Annotated in this window: 15 protein-coding genes, 1 tRNA gene and 6 pseudogenes; 7 read left to right on the forward strand and 15 right to left on the reverse strand. The window is 51.1% G+C overall.

Annotation, left to right across the window (positions count from 1 at the left end; translation table 11 throughout):
• Nucleotides 1-15 precede the first annotated feature (15 nt).
• The 5 genes and pseudogenes from ACYF68_RS11640 to ACYF68_RS11660 form a co-directional block, all read right to left on the reverse strand.
• Nucleotides 16-369: a hypothetical protein gene (locus ACYF68_RS11640; RefSeq protein WP_461047032.1), complete on the reverse strand. Its 354-nt coding sequence runs from the start codon at nucleotides 367-369 to the stop codon at nucleotides 16-18.
• A 42-nt stretch (nucleotides 370-411) separates the two neighbouring features.
• Nucleotides 412-1,208, reverse strand: a pseudogene (locus ACYF68_RS11645) (TerC family protein).
• A 239-nt stretch (nucleotides 1,209-1,447) separates the two neighbouring features.
• Nucleotides 1,448-3,002 (reverse strand): annotated as a pseudogene (locus ACYF68_RS11650) (peptide chain release factor 3).
• 10 nt (nucleotides 3,003-3,012) lie between these two features.
• Nucleotides 3,013-3,252: a YueH family protein gene (locus ACYF68_RS11655; protein WP_380569853.1), complete on the reverse strand. Its 240-nt coding sequence runs from the start codon at nucleotides 3,250-3,252 to the stop codon at nucleotides 3,013-3,015.
• Nucleotides 3,227-4,723 (reverse strand): annotated as a pseudogene (locus ACYF68_RS11660) (UDP-N-acetylmuramoyl-L-alanyl-D-glutamate--2,6-diaminopimelate ligase). The gene ACYF68_RS11655 and the pseudogene ACYF68_RS11660 overlap by 26 nt, the downstream one beginning before the upstream one ends.
• Nucleotides 4,724-4,893: 170 nt before the next feature.
• Between ACYF68_RS11660 and ACYF68_RS11665 the strand changes: the two are divergent.
• The 3 genes from ACYF68_RS11665 to ACYF68_RS11675 all read left to right on the forward strand — a co-directional run bounded on the left by ACYF68_RS11665 (nucleotide 4,894) and on the right by ACYF68_RS11675 (nucleotide 7,500).
• Nucleotides 4,894-6,090, forward strand: a complete 1,197-nt coding sequence (locus tag ACYF68_RS11665) for an MFS transporter (RefSeq protein WP_461047034.1) — start codon at nucleotides 4,894-4,896, stop codon at nucleotides 6,088-6,090.
• A gap of 82 nt (nucleotides 6,091-6,172) precedes the next feature.
• Nucleotides 6,173-6,243, forward strand: a tRNA-Thr gene (locus ACYF68_RS11670).
• A 108-nt stretch (nucleotides 6,244-6,351) separates the two neighbouring features.
• Nucleotides 6,352-7,500, forward strand: a complete 1,149-nt coding sequence (locus tag ACYF68_RS11675; protein ID WP_461047036.1) for a CapA family protein — start codon at nucleotides 6,352-6,354, stop codon at nucleotides 7,498-7,500.
• 376 nt (nucleotides 7,501-7,876) lie between these two features.
• Here the strand turns inward: ACYF68_RS11675 and ACYF68_RS11680 are convergent, their stop codons facing one another.
• The 6 genes and pseudogenes from ACYF68_RS11680 to ACYF68_RS11705 form a co-directional block, all read right to left on the reverse strand.
• Complete coding sequence (locus tag ACYF68_RS11680) at nucleotides 7,877-8,857, reverse strand: nuclease-related domain-containing protein (RefSeq protein WP_461047038.1); 981 nt, start codon at nucleotides 8,855-8,857, stop codon at nucleotides 7,877-7,879.
• Between the two features lie 139 nt (nucleotides 8,858-8,996).
• Nucleotides 8,997-9,890, reverse strand: coding sequence for a UTP--glucose-1-phosphate uridylyltransferase GalU (gene galU, locus ACYF68_RS11685; RefSeq protein ID WP_461047040.1), 894 nt, complete (start codon nucleotides 9,888-9,890; stop codon nucleotides 8,997-8,999).
• A 109-nt stretch (nucleotides 9,891-9,999) separates the two neighbouring features.
• On the reverse strand, nucleotides 10,000-10,734 hold the full coding sequence (tatC, locus tag ACYF68_RS11690) for a twin-arginine translocase subunit TatC (protein ID WP_461047041.1): 735 nt from the start codon (nucleotides 10,732-10,734) through the stop codon (nucleotides 10,000-10,002).
• 164 nt (nucleotides 10,735-10,898) lie between these two features.
• Nucleotides 10,899-12,626 (reverse strand): annotated as a pseudogene (locus ACYF68_RS11695) (GMC family oxidoreductase).
• Nucleotides 12,626-12,802, reverse strand: coding sequence for a hypothetical protein (locus ACYF68_RS11700; RefSeq protein WP_461047043.1), 177 nt, complete (start codon nucleotides 12,800-12,802; stop codon nucleotides 12,626-12,628). Before ACYF68_RS11700 ends, ACYF68_RS11695 begins: the two are co-directional and overlap by 1 nt.
• Nucleotides 12,724-13,407: a gluconate 2-dehydrogenase subunit 3 family protein gene (locus ACYF68_RS11705; RefSeq protein ID WP_461047045.1), complete on the reverse strand. Its 684-nt coding sequence runs from the start codon at nucleotides 13,405-13,407 to the stop codon at nucleotides 12,724-12,726. The genes ACYF68_RS11700 and ACYF68_RS11705 overlap by 79 nt, the downstream gene beginning before the upstream one ends.
• A gap of 77 nt (nucleotides 13,408-13,484) precedes the next feature.
• On the opposite strand from ACYF68_RS11705, the gene ACYF68_RS11710 reads away from it, so the two are divergent.
• A complete protein-coding gene (locus tag ACYF68_RS11710; RefSeq protein ID WP_461047047.1) occupies nucleotides 13,485-13,880 on the forward strand; it encodes a hypothetical protein in 396 nt (131 codons plus the stop codon).
• A 62-nt stretch (nucleotides 13,881-13,942) separates the two neighbouring features.
• On the opposite strand, the gene ACYF68_RS11715 is transcribed toward ACYF68_RS11710, so the two are convergent.
• Entirely contained in the window at nucleotides 13,943-14,593 is a 651-nt protein-coding gene (locus ACYF68_RS11715) for an MBL fold metallo-hydrolase (RefSeq protein ID WP_461047048.1), read from the reverse strand.
• A 192-nt stretch (nucleotides 14,594-14,785) separates the two neighbouring features.
• Nucleotides 14,786-15,874: an AI-2E family transporter gene (locus ACYF68_RS11720; RefSeq protein WP_461047050.1), complete on the reverse strand. Its 1,089-nt coding sequence runs from the start codon at nucleotides 15,872-15,874 to the stop codon at nucleotides 14,786-14,788.
• Nucleotides 15,875-16,018: 144 nt separating this feature from the next.
• On the opposite strand from ACYF68_RS11720, the gene ACYF68_RS11725 reads away from it, so the two are divergent.
• From ACYF68_RS11725 to ACYF68_RS11735, 3 genes are all read left to right on the forward strand, one after another.
• A complete protein-coding gene (locus ACYF68_RS11725; RefSeq protein WP_461047622.1) occupies nucleotides 16,019-17,581 on the forward strand; it encodes an alanine/glycine:cation symporter family protein in 1,563 nt (520 codons plus the stop codon).
• Nucleotides 17,582-17,646: 65 nt separating this feature from the next.
• The gene (locus tag ACYF68_RS11730; protein WP_461047052.1) at nucleotides 17,647-18,372 is read left to right on the forward strand and encodes an alpha/beta hydrolase-fold protein; all 726 of its coding nucleotides are present in this window, start codon (nucleotides 17,647-17,649) and stop codon (nucleotides 18,370-18,372) included.
• 214 nt (nucleotides 18,373-18,586) lie between these two features.
• Complete coding sequence (locus ACYF68_RS11735; protein ID WP_461047624.1) at nucleotides 18,587-18,949, forward strand: 2'-5' RNA ligase family protein; 363 nt, start codon at nucleotides 18,587-18,589, stop codon at nucleotides 18,947-18,949.
• Nucleotides 18,950-19,383: 434 nt separating this feature from the next.
• On the opposite strand, the pseudogene fabI reads toward ACYF68_RS11735, so the two are convergent.
• Nucleotides 19,384-20,150 (reverse strand): annotated as a pseudogene (fabI, locus tag ACYF68_RS11740) (enoyl-ACP reductase FabI).
• A gap of 159 nt (nucleotides 20,151-20,309) precedes the next feature.
• Nucleotides 20,310-22,168, reverse strand: a pseudogene (locus tag ACYF68_RS11745) (cation:proton antiporter domain-containing protein).
• Nucleotide 22,169 lies beyond the last annotated feature (1 nt).

The raw sequence follows: 22,169 nt of genomic DNA on the forward strand, positions 1-22,169 counted from the left end.
TCTTGGCATCGGCACTTATGCCATCTGCCGCATGATCGCGTGTATCAGGCCCCGTGTCTGCCTCTTTAGCGCCGTCGTCTTTACCCTTGCTCCGCCGTGCACTTCCGGACCTGGCATAGCCACCTGAAGGTGCCATATGCATGGTGTCCCCATATTCTCCCGGCGAGCCTGCATATCTTCTGTGTTGCCGTCACTGCCATAATCGTGCGGATTAGGTCCTTTGTACTCGACTGTGCTTTTATGGTCATCTATCTGACCCTCTACTTGTCCTGTCTGCTTCTCTTCATCACGTCCACCGCCGGTGTTGAATGTTCTGCGCTTACGGCGGTACCGGTCTTTCGGAATGATATGCTTCCTAGACTTGTCCAAAGGCGACCCCTCCTCATCAGTATTGCTTCAATTATAGAACGTTTATCTGTTTGTTTCCACTGATTCACCATCTTGATTGGCCCTATCGCTGCTGAGGAACCAGCCTGCAGCGATGACAACCACCATGACGCTCCAGAAGATCAATTTCCACGTGACTGAATGCGGAAAGGCTTCCGGTATGACGCCTAGTGCGTCGTGGGCGAGCGTCAGAACCGATAGTTTGACGCCGACCCAACCGACGATGACGAAGGCGGCGATTTCAAGTCCCGGCTTCTTGTTGAGCAGTTCGACGAACCAGTTGGCGAAGAACCGCATAATGATGACACCGATCAGGCCACCGACAAGCATTACGGTATACTGTCCGGCGTTGACGCCAAAGAAGTCGCCGCCGACTTCCGGGAGCGCCAGGGCGATTGCCGCTGCCGCTAAAATGGAGTCTATGGCGAAGGCGACGTCAGCGACTTCCACTTTGAAGACCGTCAGCCAGAAGCCTGCTTTCTTCTTCGGCTTCTTGCCTTCGGCCGCCGCTTCATGTGCTGCTGCGTCCTCTCCCCGCGCCAGATGGCATAGAGGTGTGAGATGGACACATAGAACAGATAGATGGCACCAAGCGCCTGCATCCACCACCACTGGACGAGCCAGACGAGCAGCAGGATGGCGACCATCCTGAAGATGAAGGCACCAAGCAATCCATAGAACAATGCCTTCTTGCGTTCCTTGAACCCGAGGTGCTTGACCATAACGGCGAGCACCACTGCGTTATCCGCTGCGAGCAGCCCCTCGAGCACTATGAGGACGATCAACACCCATGAATACTCTAAAATTACTGCAAAATCCATTGACTTCTCTCCTTTTCCGAGTGAACGAAAAAAGACCTTGGCTGCAGATCTCTGTAGAGATGCGGCCAAGGTCTCACGATACAATACAAAGTATTGCTCGATGCACCGGGAATTTCTCCGTCATGACGATGCATCGATGGGTCGCCCCATTCGTTACTCCCCTTTTCCGATTGGAAAGGTATGTTCTTTTAGTTACTTATTGAATATAGCCGATTCCGTTCCTGATGTAAAGCGAAAACCTACATCAGCGAATAGAGCCTGATGCCTGGAAACTTATCGCTGAACCAGCGCATGGCGAATTCGTTTTCGAACAGGAACACCTGGTTATCATAGCGGTCGAGCACAAGATTCGAACGGGATGAGTGCATGGCATCGGTGATGTCTTCTTCATTTTCAACCCATCTGGCAATCTTCTTGCCGATCGGTTCCATAATGACGTCTGTATTGTACTCGTTCTTCATGCGGTGCTCAAACACTTCAAACTGCAGCTGTCCGACCGCGCCGAGTATCGGCTGGTTCGTATGCATCGTCTTGTAGTACTGGATGGCGCCTTCCTGCACAAGCTGCTCGATTCCTTTGTAGAAATGCTTCTGCTTCATGACGTTCTTTGCCGACACCTTCATGAAGAGCTCAGGCGTAAACTGCGGCAGGTCTTCGAAATCGACCTTCTGGCCGGCGTACAGCGTATCTCCGATCTGGAAGGTTCCTGTATCATAGAGGCCGATGATATCGCCGGGATAGGCTTCATTGACCGTTTCAGTGTCATCTGCCATGAACATCGTAGCGCGTGCGACTTTGACTTTGCGGCCGGTGCGTGCCAGCCTGGCTTCCATGCCGCGCGTGAATTTCCCTGAGACGACCCGCATGAATGCAAGGCGGTCGCGGTGGCGGGGTCCATATTGGCTTGGATTTTGAAGATGAAACCGCTGAAGTCTTCACTCTTCGGCGATACAAGCGACTCTTCTTTGGTCTTACGTGGCGTCGGCATTGGTGCATAGTCGACGTACGTATCGAGGAATTCCTCGATGCCGAATGTAGACAGCGCGGAACCGAAGAAGACCGGCGTCAGATCACCACGGGCGATCTTTTCATCATCAAAATCATCGCCCGCTTCTTCAACGAGCATAAACTCCTCGATCGCCGTCGGAACGCTTCATCTTCTTCGATGGCGTGCCCGCCGACCGGTGCGTAGTCTTCATCAAGCTGAATCGTATCATCTTCCCGGTAAGGGTTGATCGAGTGGTCTTTACGGTTGATGATGCCGAAGAAGGATGGCCCCATGCCGACCGGCCACGTCATCGGATATGTTTCGATATCAAGCGTCGATTCGATCTCTTCAAGCAGTTCGAACGGCTCCTTGCCGACACGGTCGAGTTTGTTGATGAACGTAAAGATCGGAATGCCGCGCATCTTACAGACTTTGAACAGTTTCAGGGTCTGGGGTTCGATGCCTTTCGCCGCATCGATGACCATGACGGCCGAGTCGACCGCCATCAGCGTACGGTACGTATCCTCCGAGAAATCTTCGTGTCCCGGGGTATCCAGGATGTTGATCTTATAGCCGTCGAAGTCGAACTGCATGACGGAGCTGGTGACACTGATGCCCCGCTCCTGCTCGACCTTCATCCAGTCGGACGTGGCGAACTTGCCGCTTTTCTTGCCTTTGACGGTACCCGCACTGCGGATGGCCCCACCGAACAGAAGCAGCTTTTCGGTGAGCGTCGTCTTACCGGCATCCGGGTGGGAGATGATGGCGAATGTCTTCCGTTTTTCTATTTCTTGAGTAAAATCCATAATTGTCTCCTTACTTTCGCAAAATTGCGTGTACAATGTCCCGGGCGACTGCTTCAGCCTGATTTTCGTCCATCATGCTGAACAGATGCAGGACAAGCGTTTCGATCTGCTCTTCACTGGTCAACGACTGCGGGTATTCGATGCTGAAGTGGATATCCGGGAGGCTGATGATGAATGTTCCGCGCGACTCGGACTCATGGATGAAGACAGGCATGTTTTGCCCCTCAATCGATGATGTCGTCTGAAACATACTCATCCCTCCTGTACTTGCGGTAGGCGCAGTCCAGTGCAATCAGGTCATCGCGGTGGGGCACCTTTACATAGTCTTCCATGATCTGGTATGGCTCGCGGCCTTTGCAGGCGAGCACCACCGTGTCCCCGGGCTCCGCCAGGGCGATTGCATATTCGATGCCTTCAGCCCGGTCCAGGAAGGTTCGGTAATTGTCGTGCGCCGCCCCTTCGGCGAGCGCTTCGACCAGCATGGCAGGGTCATCGTTGGCGGGGTTGTCGGGTGTGAATATCGCCACGTCGGCCCGCGTCGATATGTGGCCCATTTCCTTCGCTTTCGACAGATCACGTTCGCCGGTCATGCCGACCAGGAAGATCAATCTGCCGGTGACGAACGGCTCGATTGTGTCGATGATTTTACTGAGGGCATCCGGTGTGTGGGCAAAATCGATGATGATGTCGATCGGCAGCGTGCGGTCAAGCACCTCAAGCCGCCCTTCCACGGGTGCCATGTCGCTGACTGCGCCGATGATGCGCGGCAGCTTATAGCCCTGCAGCCATTCGCTGATGATCGCGCACATCAGGTTCTGAATATTGAAGTGGCCGATGAAGGGTGATTCGACATGATACTGCCCTTCTGGGTATTCAATGTAAAGGTGAAGCCTTCAAGCGTGCCCGCGATATCGGACGGGTAGAAGTCGGCTGCGTCGGTCATGCCGTAGGTGATGACCTCATGCGGCGTCATCGCGCGATAGCGCGCCGACCAGGGATCGTCCTCATTGAGGATGGCGTATTTCGGGTCTTTGACGTTCTGGCCCATCTGGGAGAACAGCAATCCCTTCGTATAGCCATATTCATCCATTGTATTATGGAAGTCGAGGTGATCCTGGGTCAGGTTGGTGAAGATTGCAATGTCGTAGTCGATGCCGAACGTCCGGCCGAGGCCCAGGGCATGCGACGATACTTCCATTGTGAAGACTTCGGAATCCCGTTCGCTCGCTTCCTTGATCCTCTTATGGAGCCGGGTCGTTTCCGGGTCGTATTGGTGCTGGCATAGCGGTCATCATTCACCACGAAACCGTTGGTCCCGAGGTAGGCGCTGTTCTTGCCGAGTGCACGGCTTAGATTGTGGATCATAGTGGCCACGGTGGTTTTGCCGTTCGTGCCCGTCACCCCTATCATCGTCTGGGTTTCATGGGGAAGCTGTAGATGTATTCCGAGAATAGGGAAGCCACTTTGACGGGATCTCTGACGACGAGGAGCCCGACATTTTCTGGCAAATCGGCATGACGGTCTGTTACGATGAAGCGGCACCCTGATTCCATAGCCTGCGGAATGAAATCGAAGCCATCGACCTGATGGCCCCGCACCGCTACGAATATGGCATTTCCATCCACTTCACGGGAATCCATGGAGATGTGCGCTACCGTTTCTGGAAATTCCCCGTATGTCTTTTTAATTTTCAGTAGGGAAATCAATGTCTTCGAATTCATTTTTCCTGCCACCTTTCAACTTTTATATTATACAATAGAAGAATGTTCTTTAATAGTGGGAATTGACAGAAGGGCAAACCGTTCCGTATCATCTGAACAATGATGACAACCATAAAATACAGCGCCCTCATGCCCGTACAGGAGATGACGGCGTTATAAAAGGTGACATAATGACAACCAATACAAAAAAGAAACGATTCTGGAAACTCGCTTTCATACTGTGCCTGACGGAAGTCGTCCGGGGCATGTTCATACTCAGCTACCTACCGGCCCTGCCGACGATCGGCATCATTTCACTGAGCCTATCGTCCATCGTCATCACGATGCATTATGTATTCGATGCCGTGACCAACATCTGGCTCGGGTTCATCATGCGTAAAATCGGTGCCTGGTGGACGATGTTCCTGAGTTACCTCGTCGGCGTCGGTGCCATGGCGCTCGTCATGTTCGATCAGAGCTTCTACTCGCTTTTGATCGCAGCATGCCTGCTCGGCATCAGCGTCTGTCCGATCTGGATCATCGCATTATCCAATGTGCAGGATGAAAACCGCGGGCGGGAAATGGGCCTCATCTTCTTTTCCTGGCTCTCCGGCCTCGGTGCCGGCATGGTCATCATGAACTTCCTGATCGGCATATTCGATGCTGCGGCGGTCGTTGCGATGGTGATCGTCTTCGCCCTGAACTTCATCATCTTCCTGATCCTGCCAGGCGACTACAAAGTAGAGACGCATGGGGAGGCCACCGCGAGCCGCCGCAAGCGCCGGCTGCCGCTTGGCGAGACGTGGGAGATCCTGCGCCATCATATGCGCAACATGCCCGGCATCATGCTTCAGGGGCTCGGCGTCGGCATGCTGCTGCCGGTCCTGCCGACATACATCACCTCGCTGCTTGAATTGAACTATTTTGAATACACGTTCTTTATCCTGATCGTATTCGGCCTCGTCGGATTTTCAATGACCGTGTTGAGCCGGGCACTCGATGCCCATACAGAGCGGTTCACCCGCACCGTCATCGTCGGCGGCTTCTTCATATACGCTGCTGGCGTCATCTGGTTCAGCACACTCGAAACGGTGTGGCTGATCTTCATCATCGCAAGCTTCATCGGGCTTTCCTACGGCATCATGCTGCCTGCATGGAATAAATATCTCGCCGGCAGCATCGGCGCGAGCAGTAAGGAGGAGTCATGGGGTGTCATCAGTTCCATCCAAGGGATCGGCGCAATGATCGGTCCGGTCCTTGGCGGCCTGACTGCAGATATATTCGGGACGGTGACCGCCACACTTACGGCCAGCGGATTGATCTTCATCATCCTCTTCCTGTACTACGGCGGCCTTTTCTTCACAAATTGGCGCACAGCCCGACAATAGTGTCAAAATGACCCTTGCCAACTTCCAAGACGCATGATAATATGAATGGTGTTTGGCGGACCTAATCCGACCACACCACCTAGCCGGTATAGTTTAATGGTAAAATACCGCCATGGTAAGGCAGAGCTGCGAGTTCGATTCTCGCTACCGGCATTTGTGACTTCCCATCCATTTTAGGATCGGGAAGTTTTTTTATGCAATCACTGGTTATATATGTGCCTTCATTGTAGAATCAATATAAAGGACAAGGGGGATTTATATATGTTGAAGATGATGATGCTTCTGATGCTCAGCTTCCCTTTCGGTGATGCTGACTACGAGGCGCATGCTGTATATGATAAAACGCTCGAACAGATATCCGGAGACGCGATACATACCGTGGTCGATACCCATTTCGACCTGAAGACATCCTTCAACTTCGCCGCAACGGGTGATGTGCTGATACATGACCATCTCTATGAAGATGTCGAGACCGAATCCGGCTACGACTTCAATTCCCGGGTCGATGAGGTTGCGCCCTATCTGCAGGATAAAGATCTCGTATTCATGAACCAGGAGACCCCGATCGGCGGCGAGGCGCTGCGCCTGAGTGGCTATCCGATGTTCAACGCGCCACTTGAAGCTGCCGATCTGCTTGAACACCTGAACGCAGACGTCGTTTCACTGGCCAACAACCATACACTCGACCGCAGCACCGAAGGGGTCGAACGCACAACCGATGTTCTGAAGGAGAAAGGGATAGAATATGTCGGGGCGAATGTCAGTCCTGAGGACCGGAAACGCCAGCGCATCATCGACGTCGAAGGGGTGTCGGTCGGTTTCCTCGCCTATACCTACGGCACGAACGGCATCCCGGTTCCTGAAGGGGAGGACCATCTCGTCAATCTGATCGATATGCCGACGATTTTATCCGATATGGAAGACTTGCGGGATGACGTCGACATGCTGGTTGTCAGCATGCACCAGGGGAATGAGTACGAGGAATTCCCGAGGGATGAACATGTCCAGCAATTTGAACAGATCGCTGATGCCGGGGCCGACATTATACTGGGGCACCACCCCCACGTGCTGCAGCCCGTCGATATCTACGAGCGCGAGGACGGTGAGGAGACTGTGATCGCCTACTCACTCGGCAACTTCTTCAGCGCCCAGCAGAGTTTGGAGACGAAGCTCGGTGGCATAATCGGCTTTGACATCACCTACAGTGGAGGCGATGAAGAAATCTCCGTCGATGCGGTAAAATTCATGCCTACCTATATGCACAGCAATGAGTTTGATGACTTTGAACTCGTTCCGCTCACCGACGCCGCCGAGTACGGCCTCAATGACGCCGACGGTGTCTATCAGGATGTCAGCGACCATATGAAATACTATACCGACGAAGTCGAAGTCGTCGAATATTTGGAATAGACATATTGAACCACTTCCATCATGCGGAATGCGCCGCTTGTGGGAGTGGTTTTTATTTTGTTCGGGGTGAGGGTGGAGTTGGGGTTAACTCGCCTTCGTTCCGGCGTCGAACGAGAATTGGAGGGCCAACTCGCCTTCGTTCCGGCGACGAACGAGAATTGGAGGGCCAACTCGCCTTCGTTCCGGCGTCGAACGAGAATTGGAGGGCCAACTCGCCTTCGTTCCGGCGTCGAACGAGAATTAGAGACCCAACTCGCCTTCGTTCCGGCGACGAACGAGAATTGGAGGGCCGACTCCCCTTCGTTCTGGCGTCGAACGAGAATTGGAGGGCCAACTCGCCTTCGTTCCGACGACGAACGAGAATTGGAGGGCCAACTCAAATTTGAGAGGGTTTCTTCTCATATCTTGATTTATACTGCTTGATTGCCAATAATTCTTCAAGATAGGGTGTTTCGACAGTGTATGCTGCATGTTTGCCTCTTTTTGTGGCTATGCAATATTTCGACAGGGCGTGTTCTATACATCTGAGCCCAACCTGATCGGCAAGCATCCACTGGATCTGCTTTTTATCGATGAAGCCATCAGGAAATAGATTGGAATAATCGACTATAGCGCGCACGACCAGCCGCTCGATGGTTTCATGGTGGCTGCACTGCCGGCATTCGACTGCATACCGTCCAATCGATAAATCAACGGCGCTACAGCGGGCACAGCGGATCCCTGGATTTATACGACCGGGATCGAGTTCTGGGACGCGCATCGGGTCATCGATGATACATGACTTGATGGTTTCGGCGATGTCCGATGCTTCTCTACCGGCATACCCCGCTGCAACGTCCCCCATGTAGGGTTTCAGCATTGCCCGGTTGATGATATGCAGGTTGTCCGCCTCTGAATCAGAGATGAGGTTAAAGTCGGGATTGATGAAAATGACTTTCCCGTCAATCTGAAATGAATGTCCGCCTTTCGACTTTATATATGTCAGCTTGCCGACAGTCCGCCTCACTTGGGCGACCGGGTCTTCAGAAATACGATAGCCATTGACCGACCACACAGCATTCTCCAGCCGATATAACCCTGAATAATTTTTGATCTCATTCACAGTCACTTGGCCGTCATCAATGATAAGCGCATCTGCCTGAAGCACTGCATTTCCGACCTGTAGCCAGATGTCTCGGAAAATCAAAAGATGGTCATGGCCGATCGTTTCCCACAGCGCGTCATAGGCGCTCTCTCCTTCGAAGCCCCGGCGCAACGCCCTAAGCCGCTTCCCTTCCTGACCCGTCAAGCTACAGCGTGCTTCCAATGCTTCGTAAAACAATAATTCTTTTGACTTTCTTCTATCTGTTATAAACATGACATGCACCTCCTGTATAATATATGGAGGAAAATGCCTGATTTGCTCTTTTTATTTTGGTTAATTTTACACCTTGAAGATAAAAAGCGGCACCCATGCGAATCCCCGGAATTTCGGGGCATGGACTGCCGCTGTTTTTCTATTCTTTTATCCTGTCGTAACGCTTCAGGGAGTCTTCCATAAATTCAAGCAGTTCATCGCGCATATCGGATTTAAGCGCATATTCCATCGTCGTTTTGACGAATCCGGCCTTGTCGCCGACGTCATAGCGTGTCCCTTCGAAATCGACGGCATGGACATCGCCGCCCGACTCGATGATCGCCCGGATGGAATCGGTCAGCTGGATTTCACCGCCTGCCCCAACTTCCCCTTTTTCAAGATGATCAAAAATCTCAGGCGCAAGAACGTAGCGCCCCATGATGGCGAGTGTGGAATCCGTCACGCCGGGACCCGGTTTCTCATGCATATCGGTCAGATGGTAAAGGTTATCCTTTTGGCCATCGTATTCGACTATACCGTAGCGGGAAGTCTCCTCTGCCGGCACCTGCTTCACACCGATGACCGAACTTTGGCATTCTTCGTAATGGGCGATCAGCTGGCCGATGGCGGGCTTTCCGCCTTCATTATCGACGATATCATCCCCGAGCAGTACGGCGAACGGTTCGTCGCCGATGAACTGCTTGGCAGTATGTATGGCATGTCCGAGCCCTTTAGGGGATTTTTGCCTGACATAGAAGATATTTGCGAGTCCAGTCGCATGCTCGACCTTCTCAAGCAACTCGTACTTCTCCTTCGCTTTCAAGTTCATCTCGAGTTCCAGCTGATGATCGAAATGGTCTTCAATGGCACGCTTGTGCTTGCCGGTGACGATGATGATATCTTCGATGCCCGCTTCGACCGCTTCCTCCACTATATACTGGATCGTCGGCTTGTCGAGGATCGGCAGCATTTCCTTGGGCATCGCCTTGGTCGCCGGCAGGAACCGGGTACCGAGCCCTGCAGCCGGGATGACTGCTTTTCTTACTTTTTCCATTTATGAAGCCCCTCCTTTTCCTATATTGTACTATACCAGATATTCACCTTGCAGGTACATTCTGGATAAAATAAGCAGGCACAAAAAAGAAGACTCTAAGAGCCTCCTTTTAAGCCGCTTCTGCTTTCTCTGCTTCTTTTTTGGCCGCGCGCCGCTCTTTGCGCCTGACCAGCACGATACTCACTTCGTAGAGTCCGATCATCGGCAGCAAAGTGATGATATGCGTGAAGAAGTCGGGTGGTGCGATGATGGCTGTGACGACCATCAAGGCGAAATATGCATACTTCCTTGATTTCCGCATGAACTCTGAGTCAAGCAGTTCAATATGGCTCAGGAACAGGACGACTATCGGCAGCTGGAAGATCAGACCGAAAGGAATCGTAGTAATCAGCAGGAAGGACATATATTCATCCGCCGTCACGAGCACATCGAAATTGACCTGCCCCATCTGAATCAGAAAGAAATAGCTGATCGGGTGCACGACAAAATAGCCGAACGACACTCCGATAACGAACAGTATGAGCATGATTGGCAGGGACCCCTTCAGGAATTGGGTCTCCTTCTCGACCAGGCCCGGCCGTACAAACTGCCATAGGAACCAGCATATGAACGGGATGCTCAGCCCAAGGCTGATGGCCGCTGAGGTCTGGATATAGAAGCGGATCACTTCAAACGGTCCGAGCACCACGATATCCGCGCCCTTCGACACTACCGGGAACCACCAGCCGACAGTGGAGAATATGGTGAAGAACCAGATGACGAACACTATCGCCGACTTGAGGAGCATAGACCTCAGATCTTCGATATGATCCATGAGGGGCGCAAAGGGCTCTTCATGCGTCACCCGCTTCCGCTTCCGCGGCGGCTCTTCCGGTGGTGTCGGCGTATTATTGCCAGACCCATTCCCATTTCCACCATTGCCCCCGCGCTAGCGCTTTTATTCCTCTCCGCTTTACGCTTATCAGACGGGCTGATGTTCATATTCTGATATGGATCCATTTATATCACCTACTTATCTTCAAGACGTCCGCCTTCCTTGGCGAATCGGATCACCCCTTCAGCACAGCGGTATGCAAGTGCACCCACAGTACCTGTTGGGTTATATCCACTATTATGCACGAAATTTCCCGCGCCGACCACAAAAAGATTATCGCGGTCCCAGTGCTGCAACCAATTGTTTACGACACTCTTCTCAGGATCATCCCCATGATCGTGCCGCCTGTATTGTGCGTGGACTGGTAAGGTACGATGCTGTAGTCGCCGAGCTCTGCAGCTTTCGATACCTCTTTCGCCCCATCTCTTCAAGCACTTCAGCCGAACGCTCGGCGAGATGCTGGTGGCGGGCGCGGTCCTGATCTTTGAAGTTGTACGTCAATTTGACGAGCGGCACACCGTAGTCGTCCTTATATGTCTCATCGAGGTCGATATAGTTGTCCTTATGCGGCAGCGTTGCACCCTGGCCTGACACACTCAACGTGCGCGTATAGTTTTCAATGGATTCCTTTTTGAATTCGCTGCCCCATGACGGCGTGTCCGGACGGAGCGGGTTATTCGCAATCGGCCGGCTGCCGGTCTGCGTGACCGAGATGTTGCCGCCATGCAGGAAGTCGAGGTCCGAGTGGTCGAAGTTATCGCCATTATGGTCATCGAATGCCATTCCAAGGGCACCGGCCCCCATGAATGTATTGAACTGTTCATCGAAGAAGCCCGTTGCGCCGCCGAATATCTGATAGCAGTAGCTGCGTCCAAGTGTGCCTTCTTCCGTCTCCGGATCATACTGCTTGCCGATGTCTGATACCCTGAGGAGCTTGTAGTTGTTGAACACATAACTGTTCAGGACGACGACATCAGCCGGCTGGATAAACTCTTCACGTGTACGTGTGTCGACATATTTGACGCCGGTCACCCGGCTGTCATCGTCTTCATCCGTCAGGATTTCAACGACATTGGCATGCGTGCGCACTTCAAAATTGCCGGTCTCCCGGGCGGTTGGTATTACCGTGATTTCAGGAGAGGACTTCGCGCCGTATTCACAGCCGAAACGTTCGCAGAAAGCACAGTATTGGCAAGCCTGGATCTTTTGGCCATCCGGGTTTTCGAATGCTTCACTCAAGTTTGCTGAAGGCATCATGATTGGGCTGTAACCAAGCCCGGATGATGCTTTTTCGAATTTCTTAAGAATCGGTGTTTTGATCATCGGGGGGTCGGATAGGCATCCGAACGCTTGCCGCCGAGTGGGTTCTCCTCACCGGAAAGGCCACATGTCTTCTCAAACCGGTCGAAGTAGGGTTCAAGCTCATCGTATGTAATGCCCCAGTCCTGGAGTCTGTAACCGTCATCTTCCATCAGTTTATCCTCTCCGTACTTCTCTTCCGTCATGCTGCGGATTTCGAAGTCGTACGGCAGGAACCGCCATGTCTGCCCGTTCCAGTGCGTGCCCGCTCCACCGAGGTTTTCACCGAGGAGGAACGATCCGAGCTGGCGCATCGGCAATGCCCGCTGGTCAGGAGAATTCCTGAATGTCAGCGTCTCTTTGGAGACATCCTGCATCAATTCATAGCGTATCGCGTATTTGTATTCGTCATGGATATTCTGGTAATCTTCCGTACCCCGTTCCTTACCGCGCTCAAGCCCCACTACTTTTAGGCCTTCTTTGGCTGCTTCAGCTGCTATGATGCCGCCTGTCCATCCGACACCGACCGTCAATACATCCACTTTTTCAAGTTCTTTTGCCATCAGCTCTTACCTCCATATAGAGATTGCGGTTTGATATCCTCAAATTCTCCGCTGTCGATCTTATCGATATACTGGTGCTGGTGTCCCGGGAACTGTTTCATCTTCCATCCTTCCATACCACGGTTGCCGCGGTACATCGGATCGCAGTAGACCCCTTCGATTGTCGCAGAGCGCAACAGATTGAAGAAATCCTCCGGTTTTGCTGTCGCCGGGGCACCCCCATATCCGCTTCGCCCTTTTGGAAGCGCGTCAATACTTCATCCATGTCTTCACCATCAAGTTTTGAAAAGTCATCGTCGAATGCCTCGTTGGCTTCCGTATCCAGGCGCTCTATGCCTAAAGTGAACAGTTCTGCCCGCGTCAGGCGCGACTGGTAGCCTTGGGTTGGTTCCCCTTCATAGAATGGCCCTTTCATGTATTCCTTGGAGTTGTTGCCGTATGCGCCTGCCAGCTGCATATCCAGGAAATAAGGTGCACCGAGCTTGATTGCGCCAGGCCCCATATCATCTTCCGGATAAATGCGCTCCATAGCCTGTGAAATCGTTTCGAACTGTGCATCATTATGGAAGAAGATCCTGCCCGGGTTCTCTGCGCTGCCGTCTGCCGCGCCCTCACCCTTGTTCTCGCCACTGGTGTCTGACGCGGTGTCGCCGTCGTCCAAATTATAGCCGACAAAGCCACCAAGCAAAGAGCCGCCTATGATGCCTCCTGTCGCCACACCGGTCGTTTTAAGGAAATCGCGTCTCGAAAACTGTTTGTCATCCGATCCTTTCTGAGCCATATAAAACACCCCTTTGAATTAAATATGTATACAGTATATAATAAACTCACAATCTTTTGAATAGTTAGGGGAATATTGTGAATTTTTTTAAGTATCTGACATGGAATAACAGTCATATGGACTTGCGTTATGTCGAAAATCCATATGGTGGAGATATCAGGATAACAAAACTCTACCGGGACCCGTCTGCGATAGACCTTGAACGCATCAACCGTGAATATGGCGAAGAGGTCGCCTCAGCCCAACGGGCGATAAGCGGTAACCGTATGGGGATGCTCCTCATCTTCATGGCTCTCGTCTTCATGCCGGCGCTCGTTTTAAGCGTCATCCAATCGAATGTGCTTCTGATTGCGGTTATCATCATCTATTCCATCATTGCATACTTCGTTGTGGAAGCGATCAACCAGGTGGAGATCAACCGGGTATTGTATCAGATTGATTCAGAGGAGCGGCGTACTTCGGATGCCGCATAGAAAAAGGATGGACCCTATTTGGGGACCATCCTTTTTTGTTAGGAATATAAAATTTACGCCTTCTATATTTCAACTTGCATGCCGGCCTCGGCCAATCTGACATTTTTGATGGAGTGCTGCTTGGCACTATCAATCAGTACTTCCAACGCGCCGTGGTGGGGTAGATTTGTCAGTATCGTCTCGGCGGCGTCTGCCTTTGAAGCCAGGCGTCCAGCCTCTTCTGCATTCATATGACCCTCCACTTTGCCGTCATAGCCCTCATACAGCCTACAGTCGGTAATGAGCAGGTCCGCCCCGAATGCAAAACGCACCAGGCTGCCCCGATAGCATGTATCCGACGTATAGACGAGGACAGCACCCGTATCATCCGTCACCCGTATTGCATAAGTTTCCGTACTGTGTTCATTGCGGTGGAACTCCAGTTTGAAAGGACCGACTGTATAAGCCTTCTGAGCCCGGATGGGCTGGAATGTACTATATCGTGCACGGCGGATCTCACGTACGGGCAGGCCACCTTCCGGCCCATACACCTTCAGATTCCGATCGGTCTTTTTATGTTGCCGCGCAACCTTGCGCGCCAGTACAAAAGCTTGGATGTCCCCTGCATGATCATGATGGTAGTGCGTCAGGAATATGTGGTCTATGGCGTGGATATCAACATACTTCTGTACATGGGCGGCTACGCCACTTCCTGCATCGATCAGCAGGTTCACACCGTTTTTCTGATCAGACAGCCGGATGTCGGCTCCAGATATTTGGGAAACCGTTCCACATGCCCACTATCGTCACTTTCATGGCATCATCCCCCATCAGGATTATTCCATTACTTATACCCGTTTTCTACACCAGCCAAGCGGCAATGTGGCATTTCATCATCAAAAAAGACGGGGATCCCCCCGTCAGTTCTAAGTGTTGCGTGGTTCTGACAACATTGTGTTTTTGATGTTGGAACGGTAATTCCATATATTTCTGATGACGGTCTTGATCACTGCATAGGTTGGGATCGCAATCAGCATGCCGATGAATCCGGCGATATTACCTGCTGCAAGGACGACCGTGATGACGGTGAGCGGATGAAGGTTCAGCGTCTGCCCCATGACGTTCGGCGTGATCAGGTTGCTTTCAATCTGCTGGGCGATCAGGGTAATCAGAGATACCCATATCAGCATGAACGGATCCTGGATCAACGCGAGCAGCGCAGCCGGCACGAATGCCATCCAAGGTCCGATGAAGGGAATCAGATTCATGAACAGTGCAAATATCGCAAGCAATAGTGCATATTCAAGCCCAATGGAGATGTATCCGATATAGAGGATGATGCCAAGGATGAAACTGACCAGCATCTGCCCTTGGATGAATGCGCGTAAAGTATTGTCGATGTCATGCAGCAGCTCGGTCATGAACTGCTTGAATGTGCCTTTGAACGGAGAAACCATGGCCGGCACGAATTTTTCGTGATCCTTCAGCAGGAAGAAGAAGAAGAACGGAATCAGGATGAACGTAATCAGGACACTGACCGTACCTGACAGGATCGCCATGACATTGCTCGCTACGTTCGACAGCATCTCGGAACCGCGGTCCAGGGCGTCCTGGATATATTTCTGCGGGTCGAACGGCAGTTTATCCCGCTGGGAGAGCGCATAATTGAACAGCTGTTCTATCTCATTCTGAATTACCGGCGCACGGGAAATCAAGTTCTGCACCTGCTGCGTCACCATCGGCACGATCAGGATGGTGAGGAGAGCAATCACTAGCAGGATGATGACGAAAACCGCCAGAATGCTCGTCAGGCGCCCGGCACGCCGTTTTTCCAGGAAGCGCTGTATCGGCTCAGTGATATAATACAGGAGGCCACCCAGCAGAAGCGGGAAGAAAATCGTCGCGACTACCGTGAATATCGGTTCAAAAATGACCTGGACCCTGATGACCAGCATGATGATCAGCAGTGTAATGATGATTGCAATACCAGTTTGGAACCACACTTTATTAGTCATTGGCATAATCTCCTTACAGGTTGTTAAAGTAGAACCCATTGTATCATAAATTAGAATACCGAATAATATTTATGTGGACAAATGAATTGTATACAAGTAAAATTAACATTATCAGAATATTCAGCACAAAGGGGAAGGGGAAATATTATGCAGACAATCGTTGATTTTCTTAATGGCCTCGTTTGGAGCTCGCCTCTTGTATACGGCCTGCTGGCCGTAGGACTGTACTTCAGTTTGAGGATGCGCTTCTTCCAGATCAGGCACTTCAAGGAAATGATCCGGCTTATGTTCCAAGGGGAGAAATCACCAGTCGGAATTTCCAGTTTCCAAGCCTTGGCGGTATCTTTATCCGGCCGTGTCGGTACGGGAAACATAGTCGGGGTCGCTACAGCCATCTACATCGGAGGCCCAGGTGCGATATTCTGGATGTGGCTCATTGCCTTTCTAGGAGCAGGCAGCGCATTTGTGGAATCCACTCTGGCGCAGATCTATAAGCAGAATGAAGACAATCAGTACCGCGGTGGTCCAGCGTACTACATAGAAAAGGGGATAGGTGGGAAATTCGGTAAAATCTACGCCGCAGTTTTCGCACTTGTAACAATTCTTGCCACCGGCTTCCTGCTTCCGGGCATCCAGTCCAACTCTATAGCAGGCTCCATGACGAACTCGTTCACCATGCCACACTGGGTAATCGGCGCGATTCTTGTAGTGCTGGTCGGCCTGGTCATCTTCGGCGGTATCAAATCAATCGCCAACGTTGCAACTGCAGTGGTTCCGTTCATGGCCCTCGTATATGTGATTGTAGCCATAATAGTGGTCATCATGAACATCCAGGAAGTACCTGCCATGTTCGCTCTCATCTTCAAAAGTGCCTTTGGCATGGAGCAGCAGTTCGGCGGCATCATCGGTGCGATGATCGCAATCGGCGTCCAACGCGGCATCTACTCCAATGAAGCCGGTCAGGGAACCGGACCTCACGCAGCAGGTGCAGCTGAAGTTTCACACCCTGCCAAACAAGGGCTTGTACAGGCATTCTCCGTATATGTCGATACACTTTTCGTATGTACGGCGACGGCGCTCATGATTCTTATGACAGGCATGTACAATGTTTCAGATGGTGAAGGTGGCCTCCTCGTAGACAGTGGTGTCTATCAGGAAACACCGGGTGGGGAACAGAACGTAGAAGGCACAGTGGCCTATACACAGGCCGGCCTCGATAAGGCATTCAGTGGCCAGGATACTTTCCAGGCTGGTTTCGTCGGATTCGGTTCTTATTTCATCTCATTTGCACTTCTATTCTTCTGTTATACTACAATACTTGCATACTACTATATCGCAGAGACGAATCTCGTCTATCTGACGAAAGGCCGCTGGCCGATCGTGAAGACCCTGCTGGGTGTACTGCTGATCGGCTCGGTATTCTACGGCACGATCAACTCGGCGGGACTTGCTTGGGATATGGGTGACCTCGGTGTAGGCCTCATGGCCTGGCTGAACGTCATCGGCATACTCATCCTGCAGAAGCCGGCCATCGCCGCACTGAAGGACTTCGAGAAGCAGAAGAAGGAAAAGGGATCAGGAAAGTACGCAATCTACTCTCCAGACCCAGCCACAGTCAAATCGGCAGATTTCTGGCATGTGGACTATCCGAAACGCCTTAAAGATGAACAGGAATATAATATGAATTACGGAGATGATGAGCGTTAAATATCATCATTGATGTTTCACACTTGCCCCCTTGTTGGTAGAATAACCAAGAGGGGGTAATTTTTATGGAAATGACACCAGGAAAAATACACAGTATTGATTTCAAATCGGAAATTTTAAATGACACTTATGAAATCCAGTACTATATACCAAAAAACTTTTCAGACCTTTATAAACATAGGGTCATCATTACATTCGATGGCCAGGACTTCTTCCGCTTCGGACAGATTGAGCGTACGTATGAAAAATTACGTGAAGCAGAAGAGATAGACCGAGCCATCATCATCGGGGTGCCCTACCCTGACGTCGACTGGCGTTATGACTACTTCAGCCCGAACGGCAAGCACCATGAGAAATTCGTTTCTTTCACTGCCCATGAGCTGATGAGTTGGATTGATGAACACTTCCCGACACTAAAAGTCGGCACTTCCCGCACGTTGATGGGGGAATCGCTCGCTGCAAGCTTCGCATTGTCGGTCGCCATCACCTATCCGGCCACATTTTCCAATGTATTGGCACTCAGTCCGTACGTAGATGATGATTTCATCGCCCGCTTCGAATCCCAAAGTTCACTCATGCATCTTGACATGTACCATACTATAGGGTTGGAAGAGGATGATTTTGAAAGCATCTCGAAAGATCGTGCCGATTTCCTGACGCCGAACCGCAAACTGCATGAGCATCTTTCCACCCGGTTGCTTGAATATAAGTATGAAGAGTTGGACGGGGGCCACATCTGGAAAACGTGGAAACCCATTTTGGAACCAGCGATGAAACACTTCTTAAGTTAGAATATTATGGCATTTTGAGAAAACTTTGATATACTTAAGGTATAACAAAGCAGGGAGGAATTACGATGAATTTCGGAATAGCAATGTTTCCATCTAAACAGCTACAGGATAAAGTCAACCAATATAGAAAAAGATATGATGCGCATTATGCACTGATCCCCCACACATCACTCTAAAAGAAAAGTTTGAAGCGGATGAATCCGAAAAAGAAAAAATTTCACAACATCTGAAAGAAATTGCTAAAAAGCACAAACCAACTGACATCGAAATCAAGAAAGTTTCAAGTTTCTCACCGAACTCTCTAGTCATCTATTTCAAAGTAGAAAAGAATGATGAACTTGTCGCTCTCCATGACGATTTGAATGATGGCGAATTCTATGGCGAAAACAGCCATCCTTTCGTGCCACACCTGACGATTGCCCAGGGACAGACTACCCAGGAGTACGAAGACATCTTCGGTCAACTCAGCATGGTGGGCATCGATCACCAAGAAACACTTGATAAAATGAGTCTTCTTTACCAGCTCGACAATGGCGTCTGGCAGGTATATGAAACATATAAACTCGGCGAAGGCTGAGTGATAAGAGGCGTTCCAATATATTTGGAACGCTTTTTTATTGCCCGCTTAAGCTGGATGGCGGTCAGTGTTGATGTAACTCTCGTTCGTTTGTTGCGACGAACGGGAATTAACATCTCAACTCGCCTTCGTCCGCTCGACGAACGGGAATTAACATCCCAACTCGCCTTCGTCTGCTCAACGAACGAGAATTAACATCCCAACTCGCCTTCGTCCGCTCGACGAACGAGAATTAACGTCTCAACTCTCCTTCGTCCGCCCAACGAACGAGAATTAACACCCCAACTCGCCCTCGTCCGCCCAACGAACGGGAATTAACATCCCAACTCGCCTTCGTCTGCTCGACGAACGGGAATTAGCACCACTCAACTCAACAACCGATACATCCCGAAATAAAAAAAGCAGCACCCGGAGGTGCTGCTTCTTCAGCTATATTAAGCCATGATGTGGTAACCGGAATCGACATGGAGGACTTCTCCTGTGATGCCGCTCGCCAAATCACTGAGCAGGAATGCGACAGTGTTGCCGACTTCCAGCTGATCAACGTTGCGTTTAAGTGGTGCACGTTCTTCAATTTCCTTCAGGATGGATTTGAAATCTCCGACTGCTGAAGAGCTCAAGGTACGGATCGGGCCGGCTGAAACGGCGTTGACGCGGATGCCGGACTCGCCGAGGTCGAGTGCAAGGTAACGTACGCTGGATTCGAGGGCTGCTTTGGCAACTCCCATGACGTTGTAGTTAGGCATTGCGCGCTCTCCACCGAGGTAAGTCATCGTTGCGATGCTGCCGCCTTCATTCATGATTGTTTTAGCATGTTTTGATACCACTGCCAGGGAATACGCACTGATGTCGAGCGCGTTTTTGAAGCCTTCACGGGTCGTATCGCTGTAGCCACCTTGGAGTTCATCTTTTCCAGCATATGCGATCGCGTGCATCAGACCATCGATGCCGCCTGTCTTCTCGCCGATTTCCTTGAATGCTGCCTCTACCTGCTCGTCGTCCGTGACGTCACATTCCACGATGATGTCGTGGTTGCCTTCCAAGTCACCCAAGATTTTCTCCAGTTCGCGCCTGAAGCGTTCATTCAATATTGTAAATACCAGTTTTGCACCCATTTTATCGAGGGCCCGCGCGGCACCCAGGCGATGCTGCGCTTATTGGCAACGCCCATGATAACAAAAGTTTTACCTTCGAGATTCATAAGTCATAAACTCCCTTTTCATCACACATGGATCCATATCCACGCGCTTATGATTTAATGTTAGTACCTACTACTAATCTACAGTTTTTCATCTCTGATTGCAACAAAAAAGAAAGCACAGTCTTATAAGAAAAAAATGCACCCCGAAGGGTGCATTCGTTAATATAGTTCGAGTTCCCGCTTCAGTTCTTCCACATACTCCCTAGATCCGGTCATGAATATACGGTCATCCACCTGGAGTCTGGTGTCCCCGTGGGGCACAATCGACTCCTGTCCACGCATGATCCGAAGGAATATGATATCTGCAGTGAACGGGAAGTCACGGAGAATCATTTCATCGTAGCGGTAGTTGTTCATCTGTATTTCATAGATGGCCGTCTCTTCATCCGTCAGCAGATCCATCATATGTGGAGATTCGATCAATCCACGCAGCAGCGTCTTCGAGCTCAATAGTGCAGAGAAAGGCTCATACCCATGTTCTTTGATGGCCTGTTCCCTTGTCGGATCTTCAACTCTATAGATGATCCGTTCCACTCCGCGGTTTTTAGCCATCTCCGCGACACGCCAATTGATGTCCGCCGCATTGGCGCCGACGACCACGATATCGCTGTCGAATGCATCGACTGCGTCCAGGGCTTCTTCGGAATACTCCGGTATCTCCTGGAATGAGAGGTTCTCTGTATTCCTTTCCCTGGAGTCGGAAAAATTCTTGTGGAAGATGAGCCTGACGTTATACAGACCCCCGGCGATGCTGTGCGCCACCGGCACTGTCAGCTGGTTGTTGCCGAAAATCGTCACATTGATGACGCGGTCTTCATTCTCGCCTTCCGGATAGAGCTGCTTGAAGACGACCGGGGTGATGATGCAGGCGATTACGGCACTCAGAATGAACATGCCGCTCTCGGAATTCGTTATCATGCCGATCTGTTCAGCGATGACTGCCGCTGCGATGATGAGCGACAGTGTCGAGGTCAGCAGGAAGCCGGCTGCCGTGACGCGCTTCACGTCAAAATACCGCAGCAGGAACGCCACCGGTATCAGTTTGCTGAACAGAAACGCAAACAGCAGCACCGGAATCAGTACGAACACCCGGCTGTCCGAAAACAGCGCAGGCAGATTCAGCTCGACACCCACCATGATGAAAAATATCGGGATGAAAAATCCATAGCCGAACGAATCCAATTTATGGACAATATCCTGATCTGGCTTCAGCAGGCTGACGATACAGCCGGCGATGAAGGCACCGAGTATATTCTCGGCCCCGACACCTTCAGCCAAAGCGACAAGCATGATGATAAGTGCGAAAACGCCGCGCATCCCGATCTGCATCGTACCGTTATTCAGAGATTTGATGAACTCCGAGCCGTTCATGACACGGCCGAGGAAATAGAATAGGATGGCGAAGGCCACAAGTATCCCCATCAGCCACAACGGCTTGCTTGCATCCGCGTAGAGCTGGGAATAGAGGGCGAGCATTATCATCGTCGTCAAATCCGCAATGACTGCAATCAGCAGGATGATCTGCCCCATCCGGGTGCTGATCAGATTCGCCTCCTTCAAAGTCGGCACTACGACACCAAGCGAAATGGTTGAGATGATGATGACGAGCAGAAAGACATCATCAAATATCCCAAGGCCCCGCATAAGCAGCGCAAATAAGAGGCTCAGGCCGAGCATCGCTGCAAATATACCCGTCGTCAGCATCAGTATGTTCGGCAACGGCCTTTTCAGGATCTTCGATTTCTTCTGCGATTCGCTTTCTGCGTAAATGCGTCAAAATCGATTTCAAGTCCACTCAGAAACATCAGGAAGATGAATCCAAGTGTGGACAATACCTTCAGCCAAGGGTCGTTGCCGTCGACGATATCGAAAAAGGAGTCGCCGATGATGACGCCTACGATAATCTCCGCCACAACGACCGGCAGGAAGCTGACTTTCAATCTGCTGATGAGTATAGGGGTCAGTAATGCCGCCAGCACAACGATGGCCAGCGACACTACGGATGGTCCGTGTTCCATA

The organism is Salinicoccus sp. CNSTN-B1, from assembly GCF_054792835.1.

What these genes read in the sequence shown, in the direction of transcription:
- galU (WP_461047040.1), bottom strand. Translation starts at nt 9,890, where the DNA reads ATGGAAAAAGTAAGAAAAGCAGTCATCCCGGCTGCAGGGCTCGGTACC.
- ACYF68_RS11680 (WP_461047038.1), bottom strand. Translation starts at nt 8,857, where the DNA reads ATGTTTATAACAGATAGAAGAAAGTCAAAAGAATTATTGTTTTACGAA.
- ACYF68_RS11720 (WP_461047050.1), bottom strand. Translation starts at nt 15,874, where the DNA reads ATGACTAATAAAGTGTGGTTCCAAACTGGTATTGCAATCATCATTACA.
- ACYF68_RS11655 (WP_380569853.1), bottom strand. Translation starts at nt 3,252, where the DNA reads ATGTTTCAGACGACATCATCGATTGAGGGGCAAAACATGCCTGTCTTC.
- ACYF68_RS11705 (WP_461047045.1), bottom strand. Translation starts at nt 13,407, where the DNA reads ATGGCTCAGAAAGGATCGGATGACAAACAGTTTTCGAGACGCGATTTC.
- ACYF68_RS11675 (WP_461047036.1), top strand. Translation starts at nt 6,352, where the DNA reads ATGTTGAAGATGATGATGCTTCTGATGCTCAGCTTCCCTTTCGGTGAT.
- ACYF68_RS11730 (WP_461047052.1), top strand. Translation starts at nt 17,647, where the DNA reads ATGGAAATGACACCAGGAAAAATACACAGTATTGATTTCAAATCGGAA.
- ACYF68_RS11665 (WP_461047034.1), top strand. Translation starts at nt 4,894, where the DNA reads ATGACAACCAATACAAAAAAGAAACGATTCTGGAAACTCGCTTTCATA.